This window comes from Streptomyces sp. NPDC001507, assembly GCF_042894765.1.
Taxonomy (GTDB): Bacteria; Actinomycetota; Actinomycetes; order Streptomycetales; family Streptomycetaceae; genus Streptomyces.
Genome location: NZ_JBIAVV010000003.1, coordinates 683,303 through 706,791, shown reverse-complemented (window position 1 = coordinate 706,791; position 23,489 = coordinate 683,303). Strand labels below are relative to the sequence as shown.

Here is a 23,489-nt window from a genome sequence, read left to right as displayed (position 1 = left end):
GTGGCCGAGTCGGCTCAGGTGAGCGTCAGGGTCAGGACCCCGGAGTACGACCCCGGGGGCGTGAACGCCGGCACGTTCAGGGAGAGTCCGGCGTCGACCGTGAACTCGCCGCCGGTGAGCGTGGAGTCCGGCGTCGAGGCGAGGGTCGCCCCGGAGCTGCCGACGGTGCCCGCCGAACCGGCCGCGCAGGTGCTGGGGCTGCCCGCCTTGGTCGCGCAACTCGGCGTCCAGCTCAGCTTCCCGGCGTCGATCTTGGCGCCGGGACCGGTGAAGTCGGTGACCTTGCCGGTGAGCGACCAGCCGGCCGGCCCGCCGCGGAAGTCCTTGACGGTGACGGTCTGCAGGCTGCCCGTGGACGCCCCGCCCTGCCCGAAGTCGACGGCCGACAGCGCGACGGAGTCCCCGGCCTGGGACATGGACAGGGTCCCCGCCTTGACGGTGGTGGTCAGCTTCTGGCTGCCGGGCGGCACGGGCGTGGTGTCGTTGACGGTGTAGGCGGCCGGCCCGGCCCCCAGGTCGGCGCTCCACGCGCTCCCCTCGTACGCCACGATCCCGGTCGTCGTCTTGTCGTTGACGACGACGGGCGCGCTGAAGGAACCGTCCGAGCCCGCGGTCGCCGTGGCGGTGTCGGCGGTCTGGCTGCCGCCGGACCGCCCGGCCAGCGTCACGGTGGCCCCCGGCGTGAAGTTCTTCCCGGTGACGGTCACGCTGTCACCGGGGTTCCCGGAGGCCTTGTCCAGGCTGATGGCGCGGGTGTTGACCGGGGTGGTCGAGGTCGCCGTGACGGTCTCCGACACCGGGGCGGGCGGGTTGGTGACCGTGCACGGGGTGTCCAGCTCCAGGATGTAGCTGGTGTGGATGTTGTAGTCGCCGGGCGAGAGGGTGATGGCACCCGGCGAGGTCACGGTGAACGTGCCCGTCATGGAGAACGACGGGAAGGTCCCGTACCCCGGCACCGGATCGTTCTTCTTCGGCCCGGTCACCGTCACGTCCCCGGTCTGCGCGCCGCCCAGCGTCACCTTCCCGGTCGGCGTCATGATGTCGGCCGGCAGGGCGAGGGCGGTGGGGTTGTTGGCGGCCGGCGTGACCACGGTGTAGGTCACGGTGACCGTGTCGCCGACCTTGGGGCTGGTGTTGTCCACCGAGACGGCGGCGGTGGTGGTGCCGTCGATCGGCGGGAGGCCCGCGACGGCGGGCGGGATGCAGTGCGTGGCGAAGTCGACGTTCGTCCCGGCGGCACCGGCCGGACAGGCCAGCGCACCGCCCGCCGTGACCGCGAGCGCGGTCGCGCCGAACAGTGAGATCCAGCGCCACCGTCGGGATCTCCGTGATCTTGGGGGTGAACCCATGGAAGCCCCCTCCTGAGGGTTGCGGGCGCAGCGGCTCCTCTGCGCCGACAGGGGGCCATTGATGTGGAGGCCGCGTGAGAAGTCAATGGAGATGCCGCAGAAACCTGACGGTTCATCAGCTTCTGCGGCATCCGGAACGAACCCGTCAGCGGGCTCAGTCCATGACGAACGGTCCGGGCGACTGGGCGGCGCTCGACGTACAGGTGACGGTGATGCCGAAGATGACCATCTTCAGCGAGCCCTTGTAGAAGTCGAGGCTGTCACCGGCGGCCACGGTGCCCGGGAGCGGGCCGACGGTGACCGGGGAGCCGGCGGCCATGGCCGGGTTCACGGTGCCGCTGAAGACCCGGCTGGCGCCGGTCGAGTTGGCCATGGTCAGCGTGGAGGCGATGGAGTTCGCCGACAGCGCGAGCGGGGTGGTGATCGCGCTGGAGGTGAGCGTGAGGGTGGCGCTGGTGCCGCTCTGGGTCGCGGTGAGGGTGGCCGTGCCGCCGCCGAAGATGCCGCAGCTGGCGGTGACGGTGGCGGTGGTCGGGGTGACGGCGGCGGCCGAGGGCGCGAAGGCCAGCGCCGCGACGGCGAGGGTCCCCGCCGCGAGTGCCGCACCGGTGGCTATGCGTTTCATGGGATCGGTTCCCTTCCCGTTACGTGGGAATGCCATGTGGGACGGTGACCCCGGTCCGGGTGGGTGCGGACACACCGCGGGGCCGAATCTGACGGTCCGTCGGAACTTACGGTCCCCATTGATGCGCGAGCACCACAGACCTACAAGGTTGAAATTTGGCCGACCTGCCGGGACGACGACGCGTGACCGGGACACGGTCCGCCGCCTTCGCATCGGTCGCGTCCCGGTCCGGTCTCGGTACGGGGGCGGGGCGGACGGAGTCCGCGATTCCGGGGGAGGCTGCCGCGATGGGCGACAGAGGCAGCCGGTACGCGAGACGGGCCGGGGACGTGATCGCGGCGATGACCTTGGTCGCGTTCGAGGTGGTGGCGCTGTTCGGCGTCCTTGGCATGTCGCTGCTCCCCGCCTTGGGGGGAGTATCGGTCGACTGGGTCCTGCCGGCGTGTCTGGGGGGCCTGGCCCTGTGTGCCGGGATCCTCGCAGCGGCGACTTGGACCGTCCGGATGTGGGTCACGTCGGCGGTCCAGGGGCTGGTCAGCGGATGCTGCCTGGTCACGCTGCTGACCATTCTCATCGGCGGGCCCGCCTGACGCCCGGGAGCCCAACCGCCGCAAAGGGACGCCGGGGTACCCTCGGCCGAAGGCTGGGGGGCTGAACTGCGCGCCTGGCCACGGCGGCGCCGCACCCGCCCACCGCAGTCAACCCACCCCGCCCCTGGACCGACGGAGTCAGCCAACCCGCCGGCTCCGGCCGGCCGTGTACTAGGCCTGCGTTGTGAGCCGGACCTCGCCGTCGGGCCCCGCCAGCAGGACCCGCGTCCCCGGCCCGCCGAGATCCCGCACGGCGGCCAGGTCCCCGGCGTCGACCTCTTCCGCGCCGCTCACGATCGCCGCCGCCTCCAGCGACTCCGCCCCCGACGCCACCGCCATCGCCACCGCCGTCCGCAGCGCGCTCAGCTTCAGCGAGGCCAGCTCCACGGTCCCCGCCACATACGTCCGGCCCGTCGAGTCCCGTACGGCCGCCCCCTCGGGCACCCCGTTGCGGGCCCGGGCCGAGCGGGCCAGGGTGACGATCTTGCGGTCCTCGGCATCGAGCGCGTTGCTGTCGGTCATGCCCCGAGCATACGAACCCCACGCTTGACTCGGTCAACCCGGCTCACGGCCGGTCCAGCCGCAGCCGCTCCGCTCTCGGCAGGCCGGCGACGACGAGGTCGTACGAGTCCTCGATCAGCTCCTTCACGAGCCGCTCGGGGAGGTCGCCGTCCACGGTGACGGTGTTCCAGTGCCGCTTGTTCATGTGATAGCCGGGCGCGATCAGCCCCTCGTGCTCGCCGCGCAGCCGTACCGCGTCGTCGGGGTCGCACTTGAGGTTGACCTTGAGCGGCTTCGCGTCCATCCAGCTCAGCGCGAACATCTTGCCGAGCACCTTGAAGACCGAGATGTCCGGGTTGAAGGGGAAGTCCTCCTCGGCCGCGTTGAAGGAGAGGCAGAAGGCGCGGAGCCGGTCCGGTGTCACTCGGGGTCGTCCTCCACGGTGTCGGGTACCGGCACCGGCTCCACCAGCACCGTCACGATCTTGTTGCGGCGGCCGGCGGCCGATTCGGCGGTGAGCGCCAGCCTGCGGCCGTCGGGGAGTTCGACCTGGGCGGAGGCGCCGGCGATCGGCACCCTGCCGAGGGCCTTCGCGAGCAGGCCGCCGACCGTCTCCACGTCCTCGTCGTCGTACTCCTCCAGGCCGTACAGCTCGCCGAGGTCGGTGATGTCGAGGCGGGCGGTGACCCGGTAGCGGTCGTCGCCGAGGTCGGTGACGGGCGGGAGTTCACGGTCGTACTCGTCGGTGATCTCGCCGACGATCTCCTCCAGGATGTCCTCGATGGTGACGATCCCGGCCGTGCCGCCGTACTCGTCGATGACGACGGCGACGTGGTTGCGTTCCTTCTGCATCTCGCGCAGCAGGTCGCCGGCGTTCTTGGTGTCGGGCACGAAGAACGCGGGCCGCATCGCGGTGGAGACCAGGTCGGACTCGGACTCCCGGCTGATGTGCGTCTTGCGGACCAGGTCCTTGAGATACACGATGCCGACGATGTCGTCCTCGCTCTCCCCGGTGACCGGGATGCGCGAGAAACCCGAGCGCAGGGCGAGGGTCAGGGCCTGGCGGATGGTCTTGTACCGCTCGATGACGACGAGGTCGGTGCGCGGGACCATGACCTCCCGCACCAGGGTGTCGCCGAGCTCGAAGACCGAGTGCACCATGCGGCGCTCCTCGTCCTCGATCAGCGACTCCTTCTCGGCGAGGTCGACCAGCGCCCGCAGTTCGGCCTCGGAGGCGAACGGGCCGCGCCTGAAGCCCTTGCCGGGGGTGAGCGCGTTGCCGATGAGGATGAGGAGATACGGGATCGGGCCCATGATCCTGGCGAGCGGCAGCAGCACGTACGCGGCGGCCGTCGCCGTGTTCAGCGGGTGCTGGCGGCCGATGGTGCGCGGGGAGACGCCGACGGCGACGTACGACACGAGCACCATCACCCCGATCGCGGCGAGCAGCGCCTGCCAGGTGGCGGGGATCGCCTGGAGGCAGGCGTAGGTGACCAGGGCCGCGGCCGCCATCTCGCAGGCGACGCGGACCAGCAGCGCCACGTTGAGGTAGCGGGTGGGGTCGGCGGCGACCTGGGCGAGCTTGGCGCTGCCGCGCCGCCCGGACTTCACCGCCTCCTCGGCCCGGAAGCTGGAGACGCGGGCGATGCCGGCCTCGGCGCAGGCGGCCAGCCAGGCGACGACGACCAGCGCGACCGCGCCGAGGACGATCTGCGGACTCATACGGCGACGACCCGCCCGGCTACGAGACCGTCGGCGCCGGCGAGGGCCCGGTCAGGCCCCGCTCCCCGCGCCAGCCGTCCACGATGGCCGCCTGCAGGCCGAACATCTCGGCCTTCTCGTCGGGCTCCTCGTGGTCGTAGCCGAGCAGGTGCAGCACGCCATGGACGGTGAGCAGCTGGAGCTCCTCGTCCATGGAGTGCTGGGTCTCGGCCTCGGCCCCCTGCTTGGCGGCGACCTCCGGGCAGAGCACGATGTCGCCGAGCAGCCCCTGCGGCGGCTCGTCCTCGTCCTTCGACGGCGGCCGCAGCTCGTCCATCGGGAACGACATGACATCCGTCGGACCCGGCAGGTCCATCCACTGGATGTGCAGCTGCTCCATGGCGTCGGCGTCCACGACGATCACCGAGAGCTCGGAGAGCGGGTGGATGCGCATCCGTGCGAGCGCGTAGCGGGCGATGTCGAGGATCGCCTGCTCGTCGACCTCGGTTCCGGACTCGTTGTTGACGTCGATCGACATGGCGCTGTGCTTGTCTACTTCCCCTTGTGCGCGGACTTCGGACGGCCGCCCTTGTGCGTGCCGTTCTCGGTGCCGTGCGAGCTGTCGTACTTCTCGTACGCGTCGACGATACGGCCCACCAGCTTGTGCCGTACGACATCGTGGGACGTCAGCCGGGAGAAGTGCACGTCGTCCACGCCGTCGAGGATGTCCTGCACCTGGCGCAGACCGGACTTGGTGCCGTTGGGCAGGTCGACCTGCGTCACGTCACCGGTGATCACGATCTTCGACTCGAAGCCGAGCCGGGTGAGGAACATCTTCATCTGCTCGGGGGAGGTGTTCTGGGCCTCGTCGAGGATGATGAAGGCGTCGTTGAGCGTGCGGCCGCGCATGTACGCCAGCGGCGCGACCTCGATGGTCCCGGCCGCCATCAGGCGCGGGATCGAGTCGGGGTCGAGCATGTCGTGCAGCGCGTCGTACAGCGGGCGCAGGTACGGGTCGATCTTCTCGTAGAGCGTGCCCGGCAGGAAGCCGAGCCGCTCGCCCGCCTCGACCGCAGGCCGGGTCAGGATGATGCGGTTGACCTGCTTGGACTGCAGGGCCTGCACCGCCTTGGCCATGGCCAGGTAGGTCTTGCCGGTGCCCGCGGGCCCGATGCCGAAGACGATCGTGTGCTTGTCGATCGCGTCGACGTACCGCTTCTGGTTGAGGGTCTTGGGGCGGATGGTGCGGCCGCGCGAGGACAGGATGTTCTGCGTCAGAACCTGGGCCGGGGTCTCCTCCGGTCCCTCCCCGTTCTCGCTCGCCCGCAGCATGGCGATCGAGCGTTCCACTGCGTCCTCCGTCATCGGCTGCCCGGTGCGGAGCACCAGCATCATCTCGTCGAACATGCGCTGTATGAGGGCGACTTCACGGGCATCGCCGACCGCGCTGATCTCATTGCCCCGGACGTGGATGTCGGCCGCCGGGAAGGCCTTCTCGATCACGCGCAGCAGGGAGTCGCCGGATCCCAGCACGGTGACCATGGGGTGCTGGGCGGGAACCTCGAACTGAGCTCGGGCCTGCTGCTGCGCGGGAGTGTGAGCTGTGGGTGTCTGAGTCATGGGCCGGCGCTTAAGGCCTGCGGTTCCTCCTCGTCACGGCCGCGTAGCTGAGGGCGGCCTCGCGTTATCAAGCGTACGACGCGGGGCCGACAACGCCGTAGGGCTTTTCACAGCCGGAGGCGCCCCCGGTGCGGCCGTGAGCCCTGCATGCGCTCCCGCACGCCGGGGCAGGATCGGGCCGTCACTGCCATCGCGTGGCCGGGGGGCCGCGTCCGCTCCACGCCACCTGTCCGTACAGAAAGCAGGTAGCCGTGCTGCTGCGACTGCCCACGTCGGTGTCCGAGGCCCGTGACTGTCTGGTCGAGGGGGCGATACCCGTCGGCGGAGCGACCCTGGTGTGGGCCGCGTGGCAGCGGGACGGCTTCCCGGAACAGGCGGTGTCCCTGCGGAAGGTACCGGAGGCGACGGCGATGGGGAACGGGGTGCTCGGGGGCGCGGTGCTCCTGCACCAGGTGGACGACCGGGTTCCGGAGGTGCTGCGGCAGGCCGCGAAGGGCGTCGGAACGGGGGCGGTGCGCCGGGCGGCGACGGTCGGCGGGAACGTCGCCGGGTCCACCCTGCGGGACCTGCTGCCGGCGGCGCTGGTGCTGGACGCGTGGGCCGAGGTGCTCACGGCGGACGGGGTGTACGAGGTGGACCTCGCCGAGGTGCAGGCCAAGTCGCCGGTGCTGCTCGCGCTGCGCTGGCGGGAGCCGGTGCAGGGGGCGTACGCGAAGGTGGCCGACCCGGCGGGCGGCGAGGTGCCGACCGTCGTGGCGGCGGCGGTGGACACGGAGGGTGTGCTGCGGGTCGCGGTGCGGGAGGGGTACGCGGTGAGCAGCGGGGGTGTGGGGGCCGACGGGGGCGGGGTGGAGGAGCTGTTCGCCGGGGCGCTGTCCGGGGTCTCGGAGGCGGGGCGGTCGCTGGTGCGGCAGCAGGTCGCCAAGGCGCGGGGAGAGTAGGCCGGGGCTGCGCCGCCGGCTTCGTCGCCGGGTGCGGGAGGAGCAGGCCGGGCTGTGCCGGCTTCGTCGTCGGGTGCGGGGAGAGTAGGCCGGGGCTGTGCCGGCTTCGTCGCCGGGTGCGGCCCGGTGGGGGCTTGTCGCGCAGTTCCCCGCGCCCCTGAAGGGGCGCTGCACAGCCGCGACCGGCCGAGCCAGCTCATCCAGCCGCGGGCAGTCGTGCCGCTGGGGCGGCACGGGTGGGCGCTGGGGGTCCCCCCGGCCGAAGGCTGGGGGAGGCACCCCGCCAACGCGGGCGAGTGAAACCCCCCGGCCCCAGCTCCCACGCACCCGCACCCGCACCCGCACCCGCACCCGCACCCGCACCCGCGATCGTCACCCCGCCCGTCCGAACCCGATCGTCGGTACCGCCCTCCGCAGAGGCCACGGCCGTACCTGGTCCTCCTCCGGTACCAGGCCCTCCAGGAACGCGTACCGGCGCAGGGCGGCCGGGTCCTGTCCCGGCACGGACTGCACCTTGCGCCACCACGCCCCGATCTCCGACCACCCGGGAGCGGACAGCGAACCGCCGAACTCCTGGACGGAGAGGGCCGCCGTGAGGCCCGCGAAGGCGAGGCGGTCGGCGAGCGGCCAGTCGGCGAGGGTGCCGGTGACGAAACCGGCGACGAAGACGTCCCCCGCGCCGGTCGGGTCGAGGGCCTCCACGGCGATCGCCGGGACCTCCGCGGACTCGCCGGTACGCCCGTCGACGGCGTAGGCGCCCTCCGACCCGAGGGTGACGACGGCGAGCGGCACGTACTCGGTGAGGGCGTGCGCGGCCGCCCGCGGGGAGTCCGCGCCGGTGTACCGCCGGGCCTCCTCCGCGTTGGGCAGGAACGCCTCGCAGTGTTCGAGGTCGGCGAGCCCGGCCAGGTCCCACGCACCGGTGTCGTCCCAGCCGACGTCGGCGAAGATCCGGGTCCCCTCGGCGGCCGCCCTGGCGATCCAGGGGTTGCGTTTGCCGGGCGTGAGGGAGGCTACGGCGGCGCGTGCACGGGCGGGGTGGCCCGGTGCGTTCTGCTGGCGGAACAGCAGGTCCGCGGGCGGCTCGTGGCCGTGCGAGACCATGGTCCGCTCCCCCTCGTACGCCATGGAGACGGTGACCGGCGAGTGCCAGCCGGGCACGGTCCGGGACGGGGAGAGGTCGATGCCCTCGCCCTGGGCGAGTGCGTCCCAGCAGTACTCGCCGTAGTGGTCGTCGCCGAAGGCGGCCGCGAGGGAGGTCTTCAGGCCGAGGCGGGCGAGGGCGGTGGCCATGTTGGCGACGCCGCCGGGGCTGGAGCCCATGCCGCGGGCCCAGGACTCGGTGCCGCGCACCGGCGCGCTGTCGAGGCCGGTGAAGACGATGTCGAGGAAGACGGTGCCGGTGAGATAGACGTCCCAGGGCGGATCGCCGGGCGTGCGCAGGGCGGCCAGCGGGTCGACCTGCGCGGCGCAGTGCGGTGTGGTTTCTCCCCTGTCGTCGTCGAGGTACTCCGGTTCCTCTCCGGCGAACGCGTTGGACGCGGTCACGGTGCGCTCCCTGACGTGGTGCGGATCCGGCCAGTGTGCACCATGTCACGGGAGCGGCGGCCGCTCTCGCCGTACGACCGCCCGATCGGGCGGCGGCTGCCGGCGGGGCGCGGCCGGTCAGCCGGGAGCGTACGGCTGGTGCACGACCCGCGTGTTCAGCAGCGGCGGACCGGCGGCGAGGACCGGCGTGCGGCGGGGGTGAGGTTCACCGGGACGCTCCCACGAGGCCGAGGCCGGCGTCGAGCAGGGCCCCGAGGTCGGCCAGGTCCGCGGCGCACGGGTCGGTGAGCGGGGCGCGCACGGGACCCACCGGCAGACCGCGCAGCCGGGCCGCCGCCTTCACCAGCGACACCGCGTATCCGGGCGCCCGGTCGCGCAGTTCGACGAACGGCACGTAGAAGTCGCGCAGCAGCTTGTCGACGGTGCCCTGGTCACGGTCCTGGAGGGCGGCGAAGAAGGCGTCGGCGATCTCCGGGGCGAACGCGTGCACGGCGGAGGAGTACGCGGGGACGCCGACCGTCGCATATGCGCGGGCCTGGATCTCGGCGGTGGCGGCGCCGTTGAAGAAGAGGAAGCCGTCGGGTGCGGCGAGGGTCAGCCGCTGGAGCCGGTCGAGGTCGCTGTGCCCGTCCTTGAGGCCGATGACACCGGGGATGCGCGCGATCCGCGCCAACGACCCGGCGGTGTACGCGACCTGGCCGCGCTGGTAGACGACGAGCGGCAGTTCGGTCCGGCCCGCGATGGCCTCGACCTGTGCGACCAGCCCGTCCTGCGGGGCGGCGACGAGGTAGTGCGGCAGCACGAGCAGGGCGTCCGCCCCCGCTTCCTCCGCGACACGCGCGAACCGGACGGCCTGCGCCCAGCCGTACCCGACCCCGGCGACCACGGGCACCCGCCCGCCGGCCTCCTCGACCGCCGCCGTCACGACCTGCCGGTACTCCTCCTCGTCCAGCGAGAAGAACTCCCCGGTCCCGCAGGCCGGGAAGAGGGCGCCGGGCCCGGCGGCCAGCTGCCCGGCCACGTACGCCCGGAACCCGTCCACGTCGAGGGACCCGTCGGCACGGAACGAGGTGAGCGGGAACGACAGCACCCCGTGCGCCATTCCGTCCCGCAGCCTCCGTACCACCTGCTCCGGCCGTCCGGCCACCGCACCCATCTCGCCATCTCCCCATGTAGACGTCATCCATGTATGGAGACTGAGACTAGATATGCGAACGCCCCTCGTCAACGGCGCACCCCTCCCCCGCCCCCCATACGATCTGCACATGTCCGAGACAGCAGGGGTCCGCGAGGTGAAGTCCGCGGCGCGCACCGTGGAGCTGCTGGAGCTCCTCGCCGCCCGCGGCGACCGCCCGGCCCGCCTCCAGGAACTGGCGGACGGCCTCGGCGTCCCGCGCAGCTCGATGTACGCCCTCCTCCAGACGCTGATCGCCCGCGGCTGGGTGCGCACCGACACCACCGGCTCCCTCTACGGCATCGGCATCCGCACCCTGCTGACCGGCACCAGCTACCTCGACTCCGACCCGCGTGTCCGCCTCGTACGCCCCTACCTCGACGAGGCCTCCGAGGCGCTCGGCGAGACGATCCACCTGGGCCGCCTGGACGGCCCGGACGTGGCGTACCTGGCGACCCGGGAGTCCCACGAGTACCTGCGCACGATCAGCCGCGTGGGCCGCCGCCTCCCGGCCCACGCGGGCGCGCTCGGCAAGGCACTGCTGGCGGAACGCCCGGACGCCGGCCTCCCCGCGGGCCCCTACCGGTCCCTCACCCCCCACACCCACACCACCCCGGACACCCTCGCCGCCGACCTGGCCGGAATCCGCGCCCGCGGCTACTCGATCGACCGCGAGGAAAGCGTCCTCGGCATCACCGGCTACGGCTTCGCCCTGCGCTACGACGCCTTGGCCCAGGACGCGATCAGCTGTTCCGTACCGGTCACCCGCCTGACGCCGGAGCACGAGGACCGGATCGTGGCCGTGATGCAGGAAATCCGCATCCGCATCGAGTCGGCGACAACGGGCGGCACCGTCAACTGGCGCTGAGGGGCCGGGGAAGACCGGTCGCGCAGTTCAGCTCATCCAGTTGCGGGCAGTCGTGCCGCTGGGGCGGCACGGGTGGGCGCTGGGGGTCCCCCGGCCGAAGGCTGGGGGGAGGCCACGGCGCGCGGCGCTTTTACCCCCTCCACCGCACCCGAAACCCCACCGTGCCCCACATCACACCCCCCACCCTTCTGCTCACCCTCCCCACTTGATACAAATTGCCCGCGCGTTCCTGTCCCTTGACGGCCTGCGCCCAACCCCCTTCCTGCACCGCTCCTTTCGCATGCCCTGGGAACGCCCGTGTCCGCCCCCCGCACCACCCCCTGGCCCCTCGTCGCCCTTTTCACGGCCGGGTACCTGGCCCCCTACCTCCTGCCGACCACCGTCGGCCGGCTCGCGTCGGGGCTCCCCCTCTCCGCCACCCAGGCAGGCGCCGTCGGCAGTGCCCTGCTGCTGAGTTCGGCGACGGCCGGCTTCCTGCTCGCGTCCCGGGTCGACCGCATCGGCCCCCGCACGCTCGCCCGCCTGGGCCTCCTCCTCGCGCTCCTCGGCTACGGCGGCGCCGCCCTGACCGCCGCCGTCCCCGCGGTCGTCGCCGGCGCGGTCGTCGGCGGCTTCGGCTCCGGCACGCTCACCGCCGTCGCCGCCACCGGCATCGCCGCGCAACGGGACCCCCACCGCACCACCACCCTCGGCCTGCTCGGCGTCTCCGCCCTCGCCGGTGCCGTCTATCTGACGGTCCCGCACCTCGGCCCCGGCCACGCACAGCCCCTGGCCGCGCTCGCGCTCACGGCGCTCGCGGTCTGGCCGTTCACCGCCCGGCTGTCCCCCCGTACCGCGCCTGCCCTGCCCCGCGCCGCCGCCGGCCCCCGGCTTCCGCACCTGCGCTCGGGCCTGCTGCTGGCCGCCGCGATGCCGTGCTGGTCGGCCGCGCAGAACTCGCTGTGGGGGGTCAGCGGCCGGATCGGCCTGACGCAGGCGCACCTCGGCGAGGCCACCGTCGGCGCGGTGTTCGCGGTGGCGCTCGGCACCGGCCTGCTCGGTGTGGTCGGCGCGGGCGCCCTCGGCCCGCGGCTCGGCCAGGCGCTGCCGATCGGTCTGGGCACCGTGCTGATCGCGGGCTGCATCGCGCTCAGCGCGTCCGCGACCGACCTGTCGACGTTCGCGTCCGGCGAGATCGCCTGGAACCTGCTCTACCCGGTCGTCCTGTCGTACGTCCTCGGGCTGGCCGCCGCCCTCGATCCGCGGGGCCGCTGGGCGGTGCTGGTCGGGTCGGCGTCGTCGCTGGGGACGGCCGTCGGCCCGGTGACCGGCAGCCTGCTGGCGGCGCGGGCCGGTTTCCCGGCGATGGGGACGGTCCTCGCGGTGGGGCTGCTGGCGGTCGCGGTGCCGCTGACGGCGGTGGCGCTGCGGCGCAGGACCACCACCGTCGCGACCGGCCCGGCGCTCACCGAGGGGACGACACCGGTCCGGCTCGACGTCGCGGCCTAGGAGCCCCTAGCCGTGGGCGGGGCCGAACTCGAAGGCGTCCACCTCCGCGAGGTAGCGCGCCCGCAGCTCCTCGTCGTCGTCGAGGAAGGACGCGAGGAAGGAGTTGCGGGCCAGTCCCCGCATCTGCTCCCTGGACAGGCCCAGGGCGTCGCGCACGGCGTGGTAGTTGTCGGCGACGTAACCGCCGAAGTAGGCCGGGTCGTCGGAGTTGACCGTGCACAGCAGCCCGGCGTCGAGCATGGCCGGAAGGGGGTGGTCGGCGAGCACGTCGACCGCGCGCAGCCGGACGTTCGACAGCGGGCACAGCGTCAGCGGGATCCGCTCCCGCACCAGACGCTCCACCAGGTGCGGATCCTCCAGGCAGCGCAGCCCGTGGTCGACGCGTTCGACGCCGAGCACGTCCAGCGCCTCGGTGATGTACTCCGGCGGCCCCTCCTCACCCGCGTGGGCCACCCGCCGCAGCCCCAGCGCGGCCGCCGCCTCGTACACCTCGCGGAACTTGGCCGGCGGATGCCCGACCTCGGCGGAGTCCAGCCCGATGCCGGTGATCCGGTCCAGGTAAGGCTTCGCGGCTTCCAGCGTCGCCATCGCCGACTCGGCGGACTCGTCCCGCAGGAAGCACATGATGAGGCGGGTGGAGATCCCGTGGCTGTCGACGCTGCGGCCGAGCGCCCGCCACAGGCCCTCGACGACCGTCCCCATGGCCACGCCGCGCGCGAGGTGCGCCTGCGGGTCGAAGAAGATCTCGGCGTGCCGCACGCCCTGCGCGGCGGCCCGTGACAGGTAGGCGTCGGCGAGGTCGTCGAAGTCCTGCTCGGTGCGCAGGACGGTCATGAGCTCGTAGTAGAGGTTCAGGAAGGACTGCAGGTCCTCGAACCGGTAGGCCTTGCTGAGCGCTTCGGTGTCCGCGTAGGGCAGTTCGACGCCGTTGCGGGCGGCCAGCAGGAACGCCAGCTCGGGCTCCAGGGTGCCTTCGATGTGGAGGTGCAGTTCTGCTTTGGGGAGGGGCATCAAAGCATCGTACGGCCGTTTCACCTGCGCTTCGGGACCGGCACTCGGAGCAGGTCGTGGGCGACGGTCAGCTCGCCCGCGTAGCCGGCGGCGCGCGCCTGCCGTTCGAACCTCTCGGGGCCGTCGGGTTCGGAGTAGCGCTGGCTGAAGTGGGTCAGCACCAGGTGCCGTACGCCCGCGTCGCGGGCGACGGCCGCCGCCTGTCCGGCGGTCAGGTGGCCGTGGTCCGCGGCGAGCGGGGCGTCCTCGTCGAGGAAGGTCGACTCGATGACGAGCAGGTCGCAGCCCTCGGCGAGGGCGTGCACGCCCTCGCACAGCCGGGTGTCCATGACGAACGCGAACCGCTGGCCGGGCCGCACCTCGCTGACCTCGTCGAGCGTGACGTCCCCGAGGACGCCCTCGCGCTGGATCCGGCCGACGTCGGGGCCCTTGATGCCGTGCGCGGCGAGCCGTTCGGGCAGCATGCGGCGGCCGTCGGGCTCGGTGAGCCGGTAGCCGTACGACTCGACGGGGTGGGAGAGCTTGCGGGCTTCCAGCGTGTAGGCGGGGGTGACCGCGAGGTCGCCGTCCGCGTCGACCGGGGCCTCGGTGATGCCGACGGTCTCGCGGTAGGCGGTGGCGTACCGGAGCCGGTCGAAGAAGCGCTGGCCGGACCTCGGGTAGTGGGCGGTGACCGGGTGCGGGACCTGGTCGAGGTTGATGCGCTGGACGACGCCGGCGAGGCCGAGGCAGTGGTCCCCGTGGAAGTGGGTGACGCAGATCCGGTTCAGGTCGTGGGCGGCGGCCCCGGCCCGCAGCATCTGCCGCTGGGTGCCCTCGCCGGGGTCGAAGAGGATGCCCTCGCCGTCCCAGCGCAGCAGGTAGCCGTTGTGGTTGCGGTGCCGGGTGGGGACCTGGCTGGCGGTGCCGAGCACCACCAACTCACGTACGGACATGGTGGGTCACCCGGGCGGCCACTGCAGGCCGCGGCCGCCGATGACGTGGGCGTGCGCGTGCCAGACGGTCTGGCCGGCGCCGCTGCCGGTGTTGAAGACGACGCGGTAGCTCTCCAGCTTGTCCTCGTCGGCGACGGCCTGCGCCTCACGCAGTATGTCGGCGGCGACGGCGGGTTCGCCCGCGGCGAGCTCGGCCGCGTTCCGGTAGTGCACCTTGGGGATCACCAGGACGTGGGTGGGCGCCTGGGGGTTGATGTCCCGGAAGGCGACGGTGGTGTCCGTCTCCCGGACGATCGTCGCGGGGACGTGGCCTGCGACGATCTTGCAGAACAGGCAGTCGTCCTGGGGTTCCCCTGCCACGTTTTCTCCTCGACCGGTGATCAGTTCCGGGGGCATCGTATCGTCGTCGGGTGCAGGTCCGGTGGGGGCTTGTCGCGCCCCGCGGCGGAGCCGCATGTCGAATGCAGCCCCGCGCCCCTTCGGCCGGACCCGGCGCCGCTGCTCACATCGGCAACGTCGGTGGGATTTTCGCAGGAGCCGTCTCCAACGCCTCCAGGGCCATCCGTACCGCCTCGTCGAGCTGAGGGTCTCTCCCCGCCCCCCAGTCCTGCGGGGTCTGGACGACCTCCACGTCCGGGTCGACGCCGTGGTTCTCGACGCCCCAGCCGTAGCCCTCCAGCCAGAACGCGTACTTCGGCTGGGTGACCAGCGTGTCGTCGACCAGGCGGTAGCGGCTGTCGATGCCGATCACGCCGCCCCAGGTGCGGGTGCCGACCACCGGGCCGATGCCCAGCGCCTTGATCGCCGCGTTGACGATGTCGCCGTCGGAGCCGGAGAACTCGTTGGCGACGACCACGACCGGTCCCCGGGGCGCGTCCCTCGGGTAGCTCTGCGGCCGCATGCCGCGCGGCAGGTCCCAGCCGACGATCCGCCGGGCCAGCTTCTCCACGACCAGCTGGGAGGTGTGCCCGCCGCGGTTCTCGCGGACGTCCACGACGATGCCCTCGCGGGCCATCTCCACGTTCAGGTCGCGGTGGATCTGGGCCCAGCCCGGCGCCTGCATGTCGGGCACGTGGAGGTAGCCGAGGCGGCCGCCGGACAGTTCGTGGACGTGGGCCCGGCGGTCGGCGACCCAGGCGTGGTAGCGGAGCGGCTCCTCGTCGCCGACCGGGACGACCACCGGGTGCCGCAGGTCGCCGCCGCCCGCCGGTGACACGGTCAGTTCGATCGCCTTGCCGGCCGTGCCGACCAGGAGCGGGCCGGGGCCGGTGACCGGGTCGACGGGGCGGCCGGCGACGGCCACGATCGCGTCGCCGGGGCGGACCGCGGCGCCCGGCGCGGCGAGCGGGGAGCGGGCGCCGGGGTCGGAGGTCTCGGCGGGCAGGATCCGGTCGATGCGCCAGCTGCCGTCGGCGTGCCGGGAGATGTCGGCGCCGAGCAGGCCCTGCCGGGGTCCGCCGCCGTGGCCGCCGCGCGGGGTGACGTAGGCGTGCGAGGTGCCGAGTTCGCCCTGGACCTCCCAGAGCAGGTCGACGAGGTCGTCGTGGGTGGCGACCCGGTCGACGAGCGGGCGGTAGCGGTCCAGGACGCCGTTCCAGTCGACGCCGCCGAGGTCGGGCCGCCAGAACTGGTCGCGCATGATGCGGCCGGTCTCGTCGAACATCTGCCGCCACTCGGCGGCCGGGTCCACGGTCTGCCGGACCCGGGACAGGTCGACGGTGATGTTGGTGTCGCTGTCGTCGTCGTTCGAGGCGCGGCGGTCGCTGGGTACGACCTTGAGCTTGCCGTCGGCCCAGAGCAGGACGCGTTTGCCGTCGCCGCTGACCTCGAAGTGGTCGGCGTCGGAGGCGAGGTACTCGATGCGCTGCTGGGCGAGGTCGTAGCGCTCCAGCTCGGTCTTGGGCGCCGGGTCCTCGGGGTGGGCACGGGAGGCGCCGAGGACGCCGCGGACCGGGTGGCGCAGCCAGAGCACGCCGTCCTTGGCGGCGCGCAGCGTGGAGTAGCGGCCGGCCTCGACGGGGAAAGGCACGATCCGGTCGGCGAGGCCCTCCAGGTCGATCCGGGTGGCGGGGGTGCCCTCGGCGTCCGGGGTCTCCTCCTTGTCGGGGGTCTCGAAGGGGCGGCCGTGCCGCTGCGGGCCGAACGGCGAGGGGGTGGCGGCCGCGAGGGTGATCAGGTGCGGGCGGTCGCCGACCACGAAGGCCAGGTCGAAGACGTGCTCGTCGTAGACCGGGTCGAAGGAGCGGGTGGAGAGGAACGCGAGGTGCTTGCCGTCGCGGGTGAAGGCGGGGTCGTAGTCCCGGAACCGCAGCGGGGTGGCCTCGGTGACGGTGAGGTCGGTGGTGTGGGCGATGCGGAGCTGGCAGAGGCCGCCGGCGCCGGGGTGGGACCAGGCGAGCCAGCCGGAGTCGGGGGAGAAGGCGAGTCCGGAGACGTCGCCGTCCTCGCTGCGGTCGACCTCGCGGACCTCGCCGGTCTCGCGTTCGACGAGGAGCAGCCTGCCGTCGTGGGCGGCGACGGCGACCCGGCCGCCGTCGGGGGCGACGGCGAGGTCGAGGACCCGGCCGAGCTGTCCGGCGGCGATCCGGCGCGGGGTGGCGCCGGGCACGAGTCCGGTGGCGGGGGCGAACTCCAGGGCGTCGTCGCCCTCGGCGTCCGTCACCCACACCACCCATTCCTCGGCGTCCGCACGGAAGGTGACGGGCAGCCGGGCCCGCACCCCGGGCTGGGCGGCGAGGGCGCGCGCCGGACCGGAGCGGTGGGTCACCCAGTGCACGCCGCCGCGCACCAGGACGGCGCTGCCGCGCGCGGTGTGGTCGGGCGAGGCGGAGCTGAACCAGCGGGCCGCGTTGACCGGGTAGGGCTGCCGGTCGGTCCGGGACCCGCCGAGCCGGATGTCCAGGCGGCGCGGCTCGGCGCCCTCCAGGTCGTCGAGGAGCCAGAGTTCACCGGCCGAGGCGTACACGACCCGGGTGCCGTCGCTCGCCGCGTGCCGGGCGTAGAAGCCTCCCCCACTCTCGGCTTCGCTCGAGCGGGAGGTGCCCCCAAGGGGGGTGTGCCGGCGCAGGTCGGAGCCGTCGGCGAGGGAGGAGTACAGGGCCCCGGTGCCCTCGTGGTCGGAGAGGAACGCGATCCGGTCCCCGACCCACTCGGGGTACTCCAGGTTCCCGTCCAGCTCCGCGTGCAGCCGGACGAACTCGCCGGCGCCCTCCCCGCCCCGGGCGTCCCGGTCGATCCACAGCTTGCCCGCCGTACCGCCCCGGTACCGCTTCCACCACGCCGCCTCCCGCCCCATCGGCGCGGACAGCAGCACGGTGTGCGGGCCGAAAGCGACGTGGCCGACGGGGCCGTACGGCAGGACGGTGGACGGACCGCCGTCGAGCGGGACGGCGTGGGCCCAGCTGCGCCGGAGGCTGGCCTGGCCGTGGGTGGAGATGGCGAGGACCCGCCCGTCGGCGGTCCAGCCGCGCACCTGGGTGCGGGAACTCCCCCAGTGGGTCAGGCGGGTGGACGGGCCGCCGTCGACGGGGGCGAGGTGGATCTCGGGGGCGCCGTCGCGGGTGGAGGTCCAGGCGACCGTGGTGCCGTCGGGCGAGATGCGGGGCAGCGTCACGGGGACGTTGTCGGCGCTGGCCCGCCAGGCCCGGCCGCCGTCCAGGGGCGCGAGCCACACGTCGTCCTCGGCGGTGAAGGCGACCAGGTCGCCGTGGACATGGGGAAATCGGAGGTAGGACCGCGGTCCTGTCGCTGCACCCTGAGTCACTCGCTCAGCCTATGCACCGCGCTGTGTTCCCGGTGGCCGATTTCGATCACTTTCCCTGCACCGGCCAGCACTTGGGGTCGCCCTGGCACCAGATCGTCTTCGTGACGGTCACGGTGGGGCCGGGCTGCTGCCCGTAGGTGGGCGGCCGGTAGGTGCTGTACGCCGGCCCGGGTGTCGCGTCGCAGTTGCCCAGCCCGGTCACCCGGAACCACTCCTTGCCGCCGACCTTGGCCACGAGGTTCCCGCGCACGCAGGCCCCGCTGACGGCCTTGGTGACCCGGCCGGCGACGGTGATGTCCCGGCCGTCCTTGGTCCGGCCCCGGCAGTCGACGGAGACGACGGTGGTCGCGGTGGCCGACGGCGTCCTGGCGCTCTTCGAGGCCCCCGACGGTGACCCGTAATTGCCGGTGCAGGTGAGCCAGTCGACGTCGACGTGCTGGCGTTTGAGTTCCGCGGTGGCGGTCCGGTCGGTGGTGTAGGCGACCGTCGCGGTGTTCAGGCCGCTCGGCTGACAGCCCACCGCACCGCCCACGGCGATCACCGCGAGCCCCGCCGCGGCCGCCGCCCTGGTCCCGCGTGGCCGGCCCCAAATCCGCCTCAATGCCCCCATGGAGGGCAGCCTGCCACCGTCCCGCCGGTGGCGGTAGGGGGCTTACGGCCACTCACGTGTTCGGAGGGGTCACCCGTGCCGGTGCGCCGTCCCTCAGGTCCGCAGCAGCAGCCACTCCTGGAGTTCCACCAGGTTCCCCTCGGGGTCCTTGAGGTGGGCGACCCGCATGCGTTCGGTCATCGGCTCGGGTCCGTGCACGAGGACCGCGCCCCGTGCGGTGATCTGCTCGCAGTAGCCGTCCAGGTCGTCGACGCGCAGCACCACCACAGACCGGTGCCCGGTCGCCGCGTCCCCCAGTTCGCCGAGTATCGCGGCCATCATCGCCCGGTCCTGCAGGGCGATCCCCGCCGATCCGGCGTGCGGGCTGAACTTCTCGTACGGCCCCTCGCTCGCCCCCGACTGCGGCTTCAGCCCGAGCACCTCGGCGTAGAAGCGGTAGCAGGCGGCGAAGTCGGTGACCAGGAGCCGGACTTGGGCGAGTTCCACGGCTGTCCCCCAGGGTGTGGTGCGGTCGGTTCAGGACCACCGGCCGGTGCGGCCCAGCAGCAGGGCCGCGGCCGCCGTCCCGGCGGTCGACGTGCGCATCACGGTAGGCCCCAGGGTGTACGCCTTCGCACCCGCCTCCTCGAACAGCGCGATCTCGTCCCGGGCGACGCCCCCTTCGGGCCCGACGACCAGCACGATCTCGCCCCCGGCGGGCAGTTCGGCCGCCGCGAGCGGCTCGCTGCCGTGCTCGAAGTCGGAGTGCAGGACGGCGGCGAGGTCGGCCTCCGCCAGCAGTGCCGCGACCTGCTTGGTCGTCGTCGCGTCGGTGACCTCGGGGAACCGCACCCGGCGGGACTGCTTGCCGGCCTCGCGGGCGGTGCCCCGCCACTTCGCCAGCGACTTGAGGCCCCGCTCGCCCTTCCACTGGGTGATGCAGCGGGCGGCCTGCCAGGGCACGATCCTGTCTACGCCGACCTCGGTCATGGTCTCCACGGCGACCTCGCCGCGGTCGCCCTTGGGGAGGGCCTGGACGACGGTGATGCGGGGCGACGGCTCCGGCTCCTCGGAGACCGACGTCATGCGGACGACCAGCCGGTCCTTGCCCTCGGCGGCGAGCACCTCGCAGACCGCCCAGCGGCCGGCGCCGTCGGTGAGGACGACCTCCTCGCCGGGCTGCAGCCGCTTCACGGAGACCGCGTGCCGGCCCTCGGGCCCGTCGAGGACGTACTGTCCGGCGCCGCCCGCGGGGAAGTCCTCGACGACGAAGACGGGCGCGGTCATCGCCCGTCCCCCTCTCCCAAGCGCTCTCCCTTGGTGGACAACGCTGTCGACGCGGCGGCGAGTTCCTGCGCGAGGGTCTCCACCAGCTGTCCGGCGGGCAGCTCGCGGGCCATCCGGTGGCCCTGTCCGGCCCACAGGGCCATGCCCTGCGCGTCCCCGGACCGGGCGGCGGCCTTGCGCAGCGGGGAGGTGAGGTGGTGGACCTCCGGGTAGGCGGCGGGCGCGTACGGGCCGTGCTCGCGCATGAACCGGTTGACCAGGCCGCGGGCGGGCCGCCCGGAGAACGCCCGGGTCAGCGCGGTCCGCGTGAAGAGCGGGTCGGTGAGCGCCTGCTTGTGCAGGGCGGCGGCGCCGGACTCCGGGGTGGCGAGGAAGGCCGTCCCCAGCTGTGCCGCGCTCGCCCCCGCCGCCAGTACGGCCGCGATCTGGCCGCCGCGCATGATCCCGCCCGCGGCGACGACCGGGATCCGGACGGTCTCGCGCACCTGGGCGACCAGCGACAGCAGCCCGATCCCGGACCCGTCGTTCTCCGCGACGTCCCGGTGGGTGCCCTGATGTCCCCCCGCCTCCACGCCCTGGGCGATCACCGCGTCCGCCCCGGCCCGCTCGGCGGCGAGGGCCTCCTCGGCGGTGGTGGCGGTGACGAGGGTGACCGTCCCGGCCCGCCGCAGGGAGTCCAGCACCTCCGGCGCCGGCACGCCGAAGTGGAAGGAGACGGCGGCCACCGGGTTGTCGAGCAGCACGGCCAGCTTGGCCTCGTACCCGTCGTCCCGGCCGCTGTCCGGGTCGCCGAGCTCGGTCTCGTACCAGGCGGCCTCACCGGCCAGCTGATGCGCGTAGACCTCGACGGCCCCGGACTCGGCGTACTCGGGCTGGGGCATGAACACGTTCACACCGAAGGGACGGCCGGTCAGCCCCCGCAGCTGCTTGATCTCCTGGTACATCCCGTCGGCGGTCTTGTACCCGGCGGCGAGGAACCCCAGCCCGCCCGCCTCGGACACGGCGGCGGCGAGCTGCGGGACGGAGACCCCGCCTGCCATGGGGGCCTGCACGATCGGAAGAGGCAAGAGATCGGTCAGTGCGGAGGACATGACGGCATGTTGTCACGTCCTCCGAACAAGACCGAATCGGGCCGCCCCTTTGGCACATGCCAGAAACCACACCCCACAACGGACCGAGCCGACCGGGCGACCGCGCCTCCCGACGGACCGAGCCGGCGGGCGGGCGCACTTTTCGGCGGGCCGAGTCGGGTGGTGGGTGGGCATAGGTCTCCGGGGGTCCAGGGGGCGGAGCCCCCTGGCGGGGTCGAAGGGGCGGAGCCCCTTCACGGCACCCGTCAACGCCCGTTGAACGCGTCCTTCAGCCGACTGAACAGCCCTTGCTGACCGGGCTGGAACTGCCCCGTCGGCCGCTCCTCCCCGCGCAGCTTCGCCAGCTCCCTCAGCAACCGCTCCTGCTCAGGGTCCAGCTTCGTCGGCGTCGTCACCTCGACGTGCACGATCAGGTCACCCCGGCCGCCGCCCCGCAGATGCGTGACACCGCGCCCGTGCAGCGGAATCGACTGCCCGGACTGCGTGCCCGGCCGGATGTCGACCTCCTCGAGCCCGTCCAGCGTCTCCAGCGGCACCTTCGTACCGAGCGACGCCGCCGTCATCGGAATCGTCACCGTGCAGTGCAGGTCGTCCCCGCGCCGCTGGAACGTGGAGTGCGGCAGCTCGTGGATCTCGACGTACAGGTCACCGGCCGGACCGCCGCCCGGCCCCACCTCGCCCTCACCGGCGAGCTGGATCCGCGTGCCGTTGTCGACACCGGCCGGGATCTTCACGGTCAGCGTCCGCCGCGACCGCACCCGCCCGTCGCCCGCGCACTCGGGGCACGGCGTCGGCACGACGGTCCCGAACCCCTGGCACTGCGGACACGGCCGCGAGGTCATGACCTGGCCGAGGAAGGACCGCGTCACCTGCGAGACCTCACCGCGGCCCCGGCACATGTCACACGTCTGGGCGGAGGTGCCCGGCGCCGCGCCCTCACCGTTGCACGTGTTGCAGACGATCGCCGTGTCGACCTGGATGTCCTTGGTCGTGCCGAAGGCCGCCTCGTCGAGCTCGACCTCGATCCGGATCATCGCGTCCTGGCCGCGCCGGGTGCGCGAGCGCGGACCGCGCTGGGACGCCGTACCGAAGAACGCGTCCATGATGTCGGAGAAGTTCCCGAAGCCACCCGCCCCGAAGCCACCGGCCCCCGCGCCGCCGCTCTGCGAGAGCGGATCCCCGCCGAGGTCGTAGACCTGCTTCTTCTGCGGGTCGGAGAGCACCTCGTAGGCGGCGTTGATCTCCTTGAACCGCTCCTGGGTCTTCGGGTCCGGGTTGACGTCCGGGTGCAGCTCGCGCGCGAGCCGACGGAAGGCCTTCTTGATCTCTTCCTGCGACGCGTCGCGGCGCACGCCGAGAACGGCGTAGTAGTCCGTGGCCACTTACGACTCCGCCAGGATCTGTCCGACGTACCGTGCCACCGCTCGTACCGCTCCCATCGTTCCCGGGTAATCCATGCGGGTCGGTCCGACCACGCCGAGTTTGGCGACTGCCTCGCCGCCCGAACCGTAACCGACCGACACCACTGACGTGGAGTTGAGTCCCTCGTAGGCGTTCTCGTGACCGATGCGTACGGTCATGCCCGAATCCCCCGCCTCGCCCATGAGCTTGAGGAGGACGACATGCTCCTCCAGGGCCTCCAGGACGGGCCGGATCATGAGGGGAAAGTCATGTCCGAAGCGGGTGAGATTGGCGGTGCCGCCGATCATCAGCCGCTCCTCGTTCTCCTCGACGAGCGTCTCCAGCAGGGTGGAGAGCACCGCCGAGACCGTGCCGCGGTCCTCGGCCTCGAAGGCTTCCGGCAGGTCCTCCACCAGCCGGGGCACGTCCGAGAACCGGCGTCCCGCGACCCGGCTGTTCAGCCGCGCCCGCAGATCCGCCAGGGACGTTTCGCCGAAGGGCGCCGGGCAGTCGACCATCCGCTGCTCGACCCGTCCGGTGTCGGTGATCAGTACCAGCATCAGCCGGGCCGGTGCGAGGGAGAGCAGTTCCACGTGCCGCACGGTCGACCGCGTCAGCGACGGGTACTGCACGACCGCCACCTGCCGGGTCAGCTGGGCCAGCAGCCGCACGGTCCGCGCCACCACGTCGTCGAGGTCGACGGCGCCGTCGAGGAAGTTCTGGATGGCCCGCCGCTCGGGCGCGCTCATCGGCTTGACGCCGGCCAGCTTGTCGACGAACAGCCGGTACCCCTTGTCGGTGGGGATCCGCCCCGCGCTGGTGTGCGGCTGGGCGATGAACCCCTCGTCCTCCAGAGCGGCCATGTCGTTGCGCACGGTCGCCGGGGAGACCCCGAGGTTGTGCCGTTCGGTCAGCGCCTTCGAACCGACCGGCTCCTCGGTGCCGACGTAGTCCTGGACGATGGCGCGCAATACCTGAAGCCTGCGTTCACTCAGCATCCGGCGCCA

23 protein-coding genes are annotated in these 23,489 nt (G+C 72.9%); 4 read left to right on the top strand and 19 right to left on the bottom strand.

Annotated features, from left to right (window positions below; genetic code table 11):
* Nucleotides 1–14 precede the first annotated feature (14 nt).
* Nucleotides 15–1,349 carry a beta-xylosidase gene (locus tag ACFY0K_RS13505; RefSeq protein WP_390639935.1) on the bottom strand — a complete coding sequence of 445 codons (1,335 nt, stop codon included), beginning with the start codon at nucleotides 1,347–1,349 and terminating at the stop codon, nucleotides 15–17.
* Nucleotides 1,350–1,503: 154 nt separating this feature from the next.
* Nucleotides 1,504–1,974 carry a hypothetical protein gene (locus tag ACFY0K_RS13500; protein ID WP_390639934.1) on the bottom strand — a complete coding sequence of 157 codons (471 nt, stop codon included), beginning with the start codon at nucleotides 1,972–1,974 and terminating at the stop codon, nucleotides 1,504–1,506.
* 287 nt (nucleotides 1,975–2,261) lie between these two features.
* Between ACFY0K_RS13500 and ACFY0K_RS13495 the strand changes: the two genes are divergently transcribed.
* Nucleotides 2,262–2,564 (top strand): hypothetical protein, encoded by a 303-nt coding sequence (locus tag ACFY0K_RS13495; RefSeq protein WP_390639933.1) that lies wholly within the window; start codon nucleotides 2,262–2,264, stop codon nucleotides 2,562–2,564.
* A 171-nt stretch (nucleotides 2,565–2,735) separates the two neighbouring features.
* On the opposite strand, the gene ACFY0K_RS13490 is transcribed toward ACFY0K_RS13495, so the two are convergent.
* Genes ACFY0K_RS13490 through ACFY0K_RS13470 form a run of 5 tightly spaced genes read right to left on the bottom strand, consistent with a single transcriptional unit; the run spans nucleotide 2,736 to nucleotide 6,386 of the window.
* Nucleotides 2,736–3,086: a cytidine deaminase gene (locus tag ACFY0K_RS13490; RefSeq protein ID WP_390639932.1), complete on the bottom strand. Its 351-nt coding sequence runs from the start codon at nucleotides 3,084–3,086 to the stop codon at nucleotides 2,736–2,738.
* 43 nt (nucleotides 3,087–3,129) lie between these two features.
* The gene (locus ACFY0K_RS13485) at nucleotides 3,130–3,489 is read right to left on the bottom strand and encodes an MmcQ/YjbR family DNA-binding protein (protein ID WP_390639931.1); all 360 of its coding nucleotides are present in this window, start codon (nucleotides 3,487–3,489) and stop codon (nucleotides 3,130–3,132) included.
* On the bottom strand, nucleotides 3,486–4,787 hold the full coding sequence (locus ACFY0K_RS13480) for a hemolysin family protein (protein WP_390639930.1): 1,302 nt from the start codon (nucleotides 4,785–4,787) through the stop codon (nucleotides 3,486–3,488). Before ACFY0K_RS13480 ends, ACFY0K_RS13485 begins: the two co-directional genes overlap by 4 nt.
* Nucleotides 4,788–4,806: 19 nt before the next feature.
* Nucleotides 4,807–5,304, bottom strand: a complete 498-nt coding sequence (gene ybeY / locus ACFY0K_RS13475) for an rRNA maturation RNase YbeY (protein ID WP_351954969.1) — start codon at nucleotides 5,302–5,304, stop codon at nucleotides 4,807–4,809.
* A 14-nt stretch (nucleotides 5,305–5,318) separates the two neighbouring features.
* Entirely contained in the window at nucleotides 5,319–6,386 is a 1,068-nt protein-coding gene (locus ACFY0K_RS13470) for a PhoH family protein (protein WP_390639929.1), read from the bottom strand.
* Nucleotides 6,387–6,637: 251 nt separating this feature from the next.
* On the opposite strand from ACFY0K_RS13470, the gene ACFY0K_RS13465 reads away from it, so the two are divergent.
* Nucleotides 6,638–7,327, top strand: a complete 690-nt coding sequence (locus tag ACFY0K_RS13465) for an FAD binding domain-containing protein (protein ID WP_390639928.1) — start codon at nucleotides 6,638–6,640, stop codon at nucleotides 7,325–7,327.
* Nucleotides 7,328–7,699: 372 nt separating this feature from the next.
* Here the strand turns inward: ACFY0K_RS13465 and ACFY0K_RS13460 are convergent, their stop codons facing one another.
* Nucleotides 7,700–8,875: a carbohydrate kinase family protein gene (locus ACFY0K_RS13460; RefSeq protein ID WP_390639927.1), complete on the bottom strand. Its 1,176-nt coding sequence runs from the start codon at nucleotides 8,873–8,875 to the stop codon at nucleotides 7,700–7,702.
* Nucleotides 8,876–9,080: 205 nt separating this feature from the next.
* Entirely contained in the window at nucleotides 9,081–10,031 is a 951-nt protein-coding gene (locus tag ACFY0K_RS13455) for a 5-dehydro-4-deoxyglucarate dehydratase (RefSeq protein WP_390640011.1), read from the bottom strand.
* A 109-nt stretch (nucleotides 10,032–10,140) separates the two neighbouring features.
* Here ACFY0K_RS13455 and ACFY0K_RS13450 point away from each other — a divergent pair, with 109 nt between their 5' ends.
* Nucleotides 10,141–10,917 (top strand): IclR family transcriptional regulator, encoded by a 777-nt coding sequence (locus ACFY0K_RS13450; RefSeq protein ID WP_390639926.1) that lies wholly within the window; start codon nucleotides 10,141–10,143, stop codon nucleotides 10,915–10,917.
* Nucleotides 10,918–11,214: 297 nt separating this feature from the next.
* The gene (locus ACFY0K_RS13445; RefSeq protein ID WP_390639925.1) at nucleotides 11,215–12,405 is read left to right on the top strand and encodes an MFS transporter; all 1,191 of its coding nucleotides are present in this window, start codon (nucleotides 11,215–11,217) and stop codon (nucleotides 12,403–12,405) included.
* 6 nt (nucleotides 12,406–12,411) lie between these two features.
* Here ACFY0K_RS13445 and ACFY0K_RS13440 read toward each other — a convergent pair whose 3' ends face one another.
* The 10 genes from ACFY0K_RS13440 to hrcA all read right to left on the bottom strand — a co-directional run bounded on the left by ACFY0K_RS13440 (nucleotide 12,412) and on the right by hrcA (nucleotide 23,480).
* Nucleotides 12,412–13,416: an adenosine deaminase gene (locus ACFY0K_RS13440; protein ID WP_390639924.1), complete on the bottom strand. Its 1,005-nt coding sequence runs from the start codon at nucleotides 13,414–13,416 to the stop codon at nucleotides 12,412–12,414.
* 20 nt (nucleotides 13,417–13,436) lie between these two features.
* On the bottom strand, nucleotides 13,437–14,351 hold the full coding sequence (locus ACFY0K_RS13435; protein ID WP_390639923.1) for a ribonuclease Z: 915 nt from the start codon (nucleotides 14,349–14,351) through the stop codon (nucleotides 13,437–13,439).
* 6 nt (nucleotides 14,352–14,357) lie between these two features.
* Complete coding sequence (locus ACFY0K_RS13430) at nucleotides 14,358–14,711, bottom strand: histidine triad nucleotide-binding protein (RefSeq protein ID WP_382723195.1); 354 nt, start codon at nucleotides 14,709–14,711, stop codon at nucleotides 14,358–14,360.
* Between the two features lie 142 nt (nucleotides 14,712–14,853).
* On the bottom strand, nucleotides 14,854–18,114 hold the full coding sequence (locus ACFY0K_RS13425; RefSeq protein ID WP_390639922.1) for a S41 family peptidase: 3,261 nt from the start codon (nucleotides 18,112–18,114) through the stop codon (nucleotides 14,854–14,856).
* A 46-nt stretch (nucleotides 18,115–18,160) separates the two neighbouring features.
* A complete protein-coding gene (locus ACFY0K_RS13420) occupies nucleotides 18,161–18,724 on the bottom strand; it encodes a hypothetical protein (protein ID WP_390639921.1) in 564 nt (187 codons plus the stop codon).
* A gap of 93 nt (nucleotides 18,725–18,817) precedes the next feature.
* Nucleotides 18,818–19,210: a VOC family protein gene (locus ACFY0K_RS13415; RefSeq protein ID WP_390639920.1), complete on the bottom strand. Its 393-nt coding sequence runs from the start codon at nucleotides 19,208–19,210 to the stop codon at nucleotides 18,818–18,820.
* A gap of 30 nt (nucleotides 19,211–19,240) precedes the next feature.
* On the bottom strand, nucleotides 19,241–19,990 hold the full coding sequence (locus ACFY0K_RS13410; RefSeq protein ID WP_390639919.1) for a 16S rRNA (uracil(1498)-N(3))-methyltransferase: 750 nt from the start codon (nucleotides 19,988–19,990) through the stop codon (nucleotides 19,241–19,243).
* Nucleotides 19,987–21,081: a nitronate monooxygenase gene (locus ACFY0K_RS13405; protein ID WP_390639918.1), complete on the bottom strand. Its 1,095-nt coding sequence runs from the start codon at nucleotides 21,079–21,081 to the stop codon at nucleotides 19,987–19,989. The genes ACFY0K_RS13410 and ACFY0K_RS13405 overlap by 4 nt, the downstream gene beginning before the upstream one ends.
* A gap of 245 nt (nucleotides 21,082–21,326) precedes the next feature.
* On the bottom strand, nucleotides 21,327–22,463 hold the full coding sequence (dnaJ, locus tag ACFY0K_RS13400; protein ID WP_217549614.1) for a molecular chaperone DnaJ: 1,137 nt from the start codon (nucleotides 22,461–22,463) through the stop codon (nucleotides 21,327–21,329).
* Nucleotides 22,464–23,480 (bottom strand): heat-inducible transcriptional repressor HrcA, encoded by a 1,017-nt coding sequence (hrcA, locus tag ACFY0K_RS13395; protein ID WP_093503152.1) that lies wholly within the window; start codon nucleotides 23,478–23,480, stop codon nucleotides 22,464–22,466.
* Between the last annotated feature and the right edge of the window lie 9 nt (nucleotides 23,481–23,489).

Excerpts from the sequence above, each read along its gene's own strand:
- ACFY0K_RS13470 (WP_390639929.1), bottom strand. The coding sequence starts at position 6,386 with ATGACTCAGACACCCACAGCTCACACTCCCGCGCAGCAGCAGGCCCGA.
- ACFY0K_RS13490 (WP_390639932.1), bottom strand. The coding sequence starts at position 3,086 with ATGACCGACAGCAACGCGCTCGATGCCGAGGACCGCAAGATCGTCACC.
- ybeY (WP_351954969.1), bottom strand. The coding sequence starts at position 5,304 with ATGTCGATCGACGTCAACAACGAGTCCGGAACCGAGGTCGACGAGCAG.
- ACFY0K_RS13420 (WP_390639921.1), bottom strand. The coding sequence starts at position 18,724 with ATGGGGGCATTGAGGCGGATTTGGGGCCGGCCACGCGGGACCAGGGCG.
- ACFY0K_RS13410 (WP_390639919.1), bottom strand. The coding sequence starts at position 19,990 with ATGACCGCGCCCGTCTTCGTCGTCGAGGACTTCCCCGCGGGCGGCGCC.
- ACFY0K_RS13480 (WP_390639930.1), bottom strand. The coding sequence starts at position 4,787 with ATGAGTCCGCAGATCGTCCTCGGCGCGGTCGCGCTGGTCGTCGTCGCC.
- ACFY0K_RS13435 (WP_390639923.1), bottom strand. The coding sequence starts at position 14,351 with ATGTCCGTACGTGAGTTGGTGGTGCTCGGCACCGCCAGCCAGGTCCCC.
- hrcA (WP_093503152.1), bottom strand. The coding sequence starts at position 23,480 with ATGCTGAGTGAACGCAGGCTTCAGGTATTGCGCGCCATCGTCCAGGAC.
- ACFY0K_RS13450 (WP_390639926.1), top strand. The coding sequence starts at position 10,141 with ATGTCCGAGACAGCAGGGGTCCGCGAGGTGAAGTCCGCGGCGCGCACC.
- ACFY0K_RS13405 (WP_390639918.1), bottom strand. The coding sequence starts at position 21,081 with ATGTCCTCCGCACTGACCGATCTCTTGCCTCTTCCGATCGTGCAGGCC.
- ACFY0K_RS13455 (WP_390640011.1), bottom strand. The coding sequence starts at position 10,031 with ATGGGTGCGGTGGCCGGACGGCCGGAGCAGGTGGTACGGAGGCTGCGG.
- ACFY0K_RS13505 (WP_390639935.1), bottom strand. The coding sequence starts at position 1,349 with ATGGGTTCACCCCCAAGATCACGGAGATCCCGACGGTGGCGCTGGATC.
- ACFY0K_RS13500 (WP_390639934.1), bottom strand. The coding sequence starts at position 1,974 with ATGAAACGCATAGCCACCGGTGCGGCACTCGCGGCGGGGACCCTCGCC.
- ACFY0K_RS13440 (WP_390639924.1), bottom strand. The coding sequence starts at position 13,416 with ATGCCCCTCCCCAAAGCAGAACTGCACCTCCACATCGAAGGCACCCTG.
- ACFY0K_RS13495 (WP_390639933.1), top strand. The coding sequence starts at position 2,262 with ATGGGCGACAGAGGCAGCCGGTACGCGAGACGGGCCGGGGACGTGATC.